This window comes from Pseudomonas sp. RL (assembly GCF_000647775.1).
Lineage (GTDB): Bacteria > Pseudomonadota > Gammaproteobacteria > Pseudomonadales > Pseudomonadaceae > Serpens > Serpens flexibilis.
Genome location: NZ_JBOY01000084.1, coordinates 20,841 through 27,257 on the forward strand (window position 1 = coordinate 20,841; position 6,417 = coordinate 27,257).

The 6,417-nt window shown below is 62.9% G+C and carries 5 protein-coding genes; 1 reads left to right on the forward strand and 4 read right to left on the reverse strand.

Annotation, left to right across the window (positions count from 1 at the left end):
* Positions 1-135: 135 nt before the first annotated feature.
* The 4 genes from AS93_RS0113625 to AS93_RS0113640 form a co-directional block, all read right to left on the reverse strand.
* Positions 136-1,638: an acetyl-CoA hydrolase/transferase family protein gene (locus AS93_RS0113625; protein ID WP_027591129.1), complete on the reverse strand. Its 1,503-nt coding sequence runs from the start codon at positions 1,636-1,638 to the stop codon at positions 136-138.
* 180 nt (positions 1,639-1,818) lie between these two features.
* Positions 1,819-3,252 (reverse strand): NAD(P)(+) transhydrogenase (Re/Si-specific) subunit beta, encoded by a 1,434-nt coding sequence (locus AS93_RS0113630; protein WP_027591130.1) that lies wholly within the window; start codon positions 3,250-3,252, stop codon positions 1,819-1,821.
* A gap of 3 nt (positions 3,253-3,255) precedes the next feature.
* Complete coding sequence (locus AS93_RS0113635; protein WP_027591131.1) at positions 3,256-3,567, reverse strand: NAD(P) transhydrogenase subunit alpha; 312 nt, start codon at positions 3,565-3,567, stop codon at positions 3,256-3,258.
* 11 nt (positions 3,568-3,578) lie between these two features.
* Positions 3,579-4,700 carry a Re/Si-specific NAD(P)(+) transhydrogenase subunit alpha gene (locus tag AS93_RS0113640; protein WP_027591132.1) on the reverse strand — a complete coding sequence of 374 codons (1,122 nt, stop codon included), beginning with the start codon at positions 4,698-4,700 and terminating at the stop codon, positions 3,579-3,581.
* A gap of 447 nt (positions 4,701-5,147) precedes the next feature.
* Here AS93_RS0113640 and AS93_RS0113645 point away from each other — a divergent pair, with 447 nt between their 5' ends.
* Entirely contained in the window at positions 5,148-6,329 is a 1,182-nt protein-coding gene (locus AS93_RS0113645) for an acyl-CoA dehydrogenase (protein WP_027591133.1), read from the forward strand.
* The last annotated feature ends 88 nt before the right edge of the window (positions 6,330-6,417 follow it).

The following is a 6,417-nucleotide window of genomic DNA, read 5'->3' on the forward strand; positions in this document are numbered from 1 at the left end:
GTACCTCGGGGGTTGTGGGCAGATTCTTGGAGGCTCGGAGTGTAACGAGCTTTGCCCCCAAGGGCTATCAGAGGGGTGGCGTAAAGCCATCAACGCTGTAGCACCGTCTGCGGCGGTGCTACAGCGAATCGGCGATCAGCGCTTGCCCAGCATATGGCCGGTCTTGCGCATGTTGGTGTGCCAGGAGAAGGCTTCTTCGAGCAGGTGCGGCGTCTGGCCGCCTACGGTGGCGCAGGCGCGGTCGAGGTAGTCCTGCATGGCCGGACGGAAGTCCGGATGCACGCACTTGTCGATGATCAGTTGGGCGCGCTCGCGCGGCGCCAGGCCACGGAGGTCGGCCAGGCCCTGTTCGGTAACCAGGATGTCCACGTCGTGTTCGTTGTGGTCGACGTGGGGAACCATCGGCACGGCGCTGGAAATGGCGCCGCCCTTGGCGATCGACTTGGTCACGAAGATGGCCAGGTGTGCGTTGCGGGTGAAGTCGCCCGAGCCGCCCAGGCCGTTCATCATGTGGGTGCCGTTGACGTGAGTGGAGTTGACGTTGCCATAGATGTCGAACTCCAGCGCGGTGTTGATGGCGATGATGCCGATGCGGCGGACGATCTCCGGATGGTTGGAGATTTCCTGCGGGCGCAGCACCAGCTTGTCCTTGTACTTGTCGAGGTTGGCCATCACGTGATGGCACATACGCTCGGACAGGGTGAAGGAACAGCCGGAAGCGGCGACCAGTTTGCCGGCATCGAACAGCTCGAAGGTGGAGTCCTGCAGCACTTCGGAATACATGGTCAGACCGCTGAAGTTGGACTTCAGCAGGCCGCTCATCACGGCGTTGGCAATGGTGCCCACGCCGGCCTGCAGCGGCAGCAGGCTGGAGGTCAGGTTGCCGCGCTCGACTTCCATTTCCAGGAAGGCGATCAGGTGGTCGGCGATGGCCTGGGTATCCTCATCGCTGGGCAGGACGGCGGAGTAGGAGTCTTCCTGGTTGGTGACGACGATGGCCGCGATACGCGCCGGGTCGACCGGGATGTACGGGGTGCCGATGCGGTCCTGGCCGTTGATCAGCGGCACCGGGCCGCGGTTCGGGCGCTTGGCCGGCAGGTAGATGTCGTGCAGGCCTTCCAGGGCGGCCGGATGGGCAAGGTTCAGCTCGACGATCACCACATCGGCTTCGGCGAAGCTGGCGGAGTTACCCACCGAGGTCGTCGGCACGATACCGCCGTTCTCGGTGATGGCGCAGGCCTCGATGATGGCCACGTCGACCTTGGGCAGGCTGCCGGCGCGCAGCTGTTCGGCGGTGTCGGACAGGTGCTGGTCGATGAACATCACCTCGCCATTGTTGATGGCCTTGCGCAGCCCGGCGTCGGACTGGAACGGCATGCGGCGGGCCAGCAGACCGGACTCGGCCATCAGCCCGTCCATGTCATTGCCCAGGCTGGCGCCGGTGATGAGAGTGATCTTCAACTCTTCTTGACGGGCGCGTGCCGCCAGGGCGAGGGGGACCTTCTTCGCCTCGCCGGCGCGGGTGAAACCGCTCATTCCGACGGTTTGGCCGTGGCTTACCAGCTTGGCCGCTTCTTCGGCGCTGGTGATTTTCTCGCACAGGGAATTGAGGCGAATGCGATCGGCATACTGGGACATGCAGCGGCTCCTTGGTTTTCTTGTTGGCTCAGCAGCCCGAGTCTAGGGATTCGCTTCTGCTACGCCTCTAATACCAAGGTCAGGATGTGCAGTCGTTCTTTGTCGGTCACGGGAGGGTGGAACAGCCCCGCAGCCACTCGCGCCTGAGGCGCAAGTGGCTGTTATTCCAGGCAATTCCGATCAGTCGACGGCTTTGACCATGTCCTCGATGACTTTCTTGGCGTCACCGAAGACCATCATGGTCTTGTCCATGTAGAACAGCTCGTTGTCCAGGCCGGCGTAGCCGCTGGCCATGGAGCGCTTGTTGACGATCACCGTCTTGGCCTTGTAGGCCTCGAGGATCGGCATGCCGGCGATCGGCGACTTGGGATCGGTCTTGGCCGCCGGGTTGACCACGTCGTTGGCACCCAGCACCAGGACCACATCGGTCTGGCCGAACTCGGAGTTGATGTCTTCCATCTCGAACACCTGCTCGTAGGGCACTTCGGCCTCGGCGAGCAGCACGTTCATGTGGCCGGGCATGCGGCCTGCCACCGGGTGGATGGCGTACTTCACGTTCACGCCGCGGTGGGTCAGCTTCTCGGCCAGCTCCATCAGTGCGTGCTGGGCGCGAGCCACAGCCAGGCCGTAGCCGGGCACGATCACCACGGTGTCGGCGTTGGTCAGCAGGAAGGCGGCATCATCGCTGGAGCCGGACTTCACGTTGCGCTGCACCTGCTCGCCGGCGGCGGCGCTGCCGGCTTCGGCGCCGAAGCCGCCGAGGATCACGTTGAAGAACGAGCGGTTCATCGCCTTGCACATGATGTACGAGAGGATCGCGCCCGAGGAGCCCACCAGCGAGCCGGCGATGATCAGCATCGAGTTGTTCAGCGAAAAGCCGATACCGGCGGCCGCCCAGCCCGAATAACTGTTGAGCATCGATACCACCACCGGCATGTCGGCGCCGCCGATGGGGATGATGATCAGCACGCCGATCACGAAGGCCAGAACCACCAGGATGGCGAACGCGGTGACGTCCCCGGTGAAGGTGTACATCAGGCCCAGGCCGACGATGACCAGGCCCACCGCCAGGTTGAGCAGGTGCTGGCCCTTGAACACTACTGGCGCGCCCTGGAACAGGCGGAACTTGTACTTGCCGGACAGCTTGCCGAAGGCGATGACCGAGCCGGAGAAGGTGATGGCCCCGATGGCGGCGCCAAGGAACAGCTCCAGGCGGTTACCGGCCGGAATCGGGTCGGCCATGGCGGCGACGATGCCCAGCGACTGCGGTTCGGCCACCGCGGCGATGGCGATGAACACCGCCGCCAGACCGATCATGCTGTGCATGAAGGCCACCAGCTCGGGCATCTTGGTCATTTCCACGCGCTTGGCCATGATCGTGCCGGCGGTGCCACCGATCAGCAGGCCGACGATCACGTAACCGATGCCTTGGGTGGCCAGTTCGGCGCCCAGCTTATAGATGAGGGCAATGGTGGTCAGGACGGCAATGGCCATGCCGATCATGCCGAACAGGTTGCCGCGCCGCGACGTGGTCGGATGGGACAGCCCCTTGAGCGCCTGTATGAAGCACACCGAGGCGATCAGGTAGAGGACGGTGATCAGGTTCATGCTCATTGATTACTTCTCCACCTGGGCCTTCGGGGCCTTCTTCTTGAACATTTCCAGCATGCGGCGGGTGACCAGGAAGCCACCGAACACGTTGACCGCAGCCAGGGCCACGGCCAGGGTGCCCATGGCCTTGCCCAGCGGGGTGACGGTCAGCGCGGCGGCCAGCATGGCGCCAACGATGACGATCGCCGAGATGGCGTTGGTGACGGCCATCAGCGGAGTGTGCAGGGCGGGGGTAACGTTCCAGACCACGTGGTAGCCCACATAGATGGCCAGCACGAAGATGATCAGGTTGTAGATACCGTCGGAAATCAGATCCATGTCCGTGCCCCTTAGCCGTTCTTGCGCACGACTTCACCGTCCCGGCACATCAGGCAGGCGGCGACGATGTCGTCTTCAAGGTTGAGGTGGAACTGGCCGTCCTTGTCGATGACCAGCTTGAGGAAGTCGAGCAGGTTACGGGCGTACAGCGCCGAGGCGTCCGCCGGCACCTGCGCGGGCAGGTTGGTGTGGCCAACGATGGTTACACCGTGCTTGACCACTACACGATCGGCTTCGGTCAGCGGACAGTTGCCGCCTTGTGCAGCCGCCAGGTCGATGATCACCGAGCCGGGTTTCATTTCCGCCACGGTTGCTTCCTGCAGCAGTACCGGGGCCTTGCGACCGGGGATCAGCGCGGTGGTGATGACGATATCAGCCTGCTTGGCGCGCTCGTGCACGGCCTTGGCCTGACGCTCCATCCAGGATTGCGGCATGGGGCGGGCATAGCCGCCGACGCCTTGCGCACACTCGCGCTCTTCGTCGGTTTCAAACGGCACGTCGACGAACTTGGCGCCGAGGGATTCGATCTGTTCCTTCACGGCCGGGCGCACGTCGGAGGCTTCGATTACCGCGCCCAGGCGCTTGGCAGTGGCAATGGCCTGCAGACCGGCCACGCCCGCGCCGAGCACCAGCACGCGGGCCGCCTTCACGGTGCCGGCGGCGGTCATCAGCATGGGCATGAAGCGCGGATAGTGGTTGGCGGCGAGCATTACCGCCTTGTATCCGGCAATGTTGGCCTGGGAGGAGAGCACGTCCAGGCTTTGCGCACGGGAGGTACGCGGCGCGGCCTCCAGCGCGAAAGCCATGATGCCACGCGCCGCCATGCGGGCGATGCTGTCACTGTCGAAGGGGTTGAGCATGCCGATCAGCACCGCGCCCGGCTTCATGAGCGCCAGCTCGGTTTCGTCTGGAGCGACTACCTTGAGGACGAGATCGGCGGCAAAGGCCTCGGCGGCGCTGCCGATCTTCGCTCCGGCCTGCTCATATGCGCTGTCCGGGACGCAGGCGTTGCTGCCGGCGGAAGCCTGAACGGTCACCTGGTGACCCTGGCTGACGAGCTTCTTGACCGTCTCCGGGGTAGCAGCCACACGGGTTTCCCCGCTGTGGGTTTCTAGGGGAATGCCGATTAGCACTTCCTGTCTCCTGTTGATCATTGTTCTTGTCGCCCGGCCACATGGGGGTAATGGCGTCGGCCCCCTCCGAAGGTCGTAGTTACGGCGGGGTGGCGCGGCATTGTGCAGGCGAACGAAAGGGGCAGCAAGATTTTTGAAGTAAAACAGTCAGCGGACTACAAGTCCTTATGTGACCATTTGGTTGCAACTGTTTCCGGTTCCCGAAGATCGCAGTTTGCTGCTCTGGAACCCCTTTGAGTTCGCAATTCGGCCGTATCGAGGGCTTGCGGGCTTCCGGCGGCGGTTAGGCACGACTCAGGCAATCGACAGGCCTTATAAAAGCTGAAAGAGGGGGATATGTAGTGGAATATCGGCATGGCTACAGTGGGCGTGTGGCTGGTGCATTGTATGTAGCAGGCGCGCTGCCTAGGATGTAGCAATCTTGATATCAGGCACGGGAGCAGGCTGATGGCGGCACAGGCGAGATTCAACTGGGAGGACCCGTTGCTGCTGGAGCAGCAGCTGACGCAGGAGGAACGCATGGTGCGTGACAGCGCGGCGCGGTTTGCCGCGGACAAGCTTGCGCCCAGGGTGCTTGAGGCGTTCCGGCATGAGCACACCGATCCAGCGATCTTTCGCGAGATGGGCGAAGCGGGCCTGCTGGGTGCCACGCTGCCGGTGGAGTACGGGGGCAGCGCCCTCAACCAGGTGTCGTACGGCCTGATCGCTCGGGAGATCGAGCGGATCGACTCCGGGTATCGGTCGATGATGAGTGTGCAGTCCTCGCTGGTAATGCTGCCCATCCACGCGTTTGGCAATGAGGCGACACGGCAGAAATATTTGCCCGGGCTGGCGAGCGGCCAGCTCGTCGGCTGTTTCGGTTTGACCGAGCCCGATCACGGTTCGGATCCGGGTGCAATGGTCACCCGTGCAAGAAAGGTAGAAGGTGGCTACCGGTTGTCCGGCAGCAAGATGTGGATCACCAACAGCCCGATTGCCGACGTCTTCGTGGTCTGGGCCAAGGATGACGAAGGGCAGATCCGCGGTTTCGTGTTGGAAAAGGGCTGGCCAGGCCTCAGTGCGCCGGCCATCCATGGCAAGGTGGGGCTGCGTGCATCGATTACCGGGCAGATCGTCATGGATGAGGTCTTCTGTCCCGAGGAGAACGCCTTCCCCGAGGTGCGTGGGTTGAAAGGGCCTTTTACCTGTCTCAACTCGGCGCGCTATGGCATTGCATGGGGTGCCCTGGGGGCCGCCGAGTTCTGCTGGCATGCCGCGCGGCAATACACCCTCGATCGTCAGCAGTTCGGCCGACCCTTGGCGGCCAACCAGTTGATACAGAAGAAGCTGGCCGACATGCAGACCGAAATCACTCTGGCTCTGCAGGGCTGCCTGCGGCTTGGGCGCATGAAGGATGAAGGTACTGCTGCGGTGGAGATCACCTCGATCATGAAGCGCAACAGCTGCGGCAAGGCACTCGACATCGCGCGCATGGCTCGCGACATGCTGGGTGGCAATGGCATCAGCGATGAGTTCGGCATTGCACGACACTTGGTGAACCTGGAGGTCGTGAATACTTATGAAGGTACCCATGACGTGCATGCACTGATCCTGGGTCGGGCGCAGACCGGAATTCAGGCATTTTTTTAATAGTGCGCTAATAAAGTGTTTGACTTGTGCCTGGGGCGCCCTATAATGCGCCCCACTTCCAGCGCAGAGCTGCTGAAAACTCCTTGTA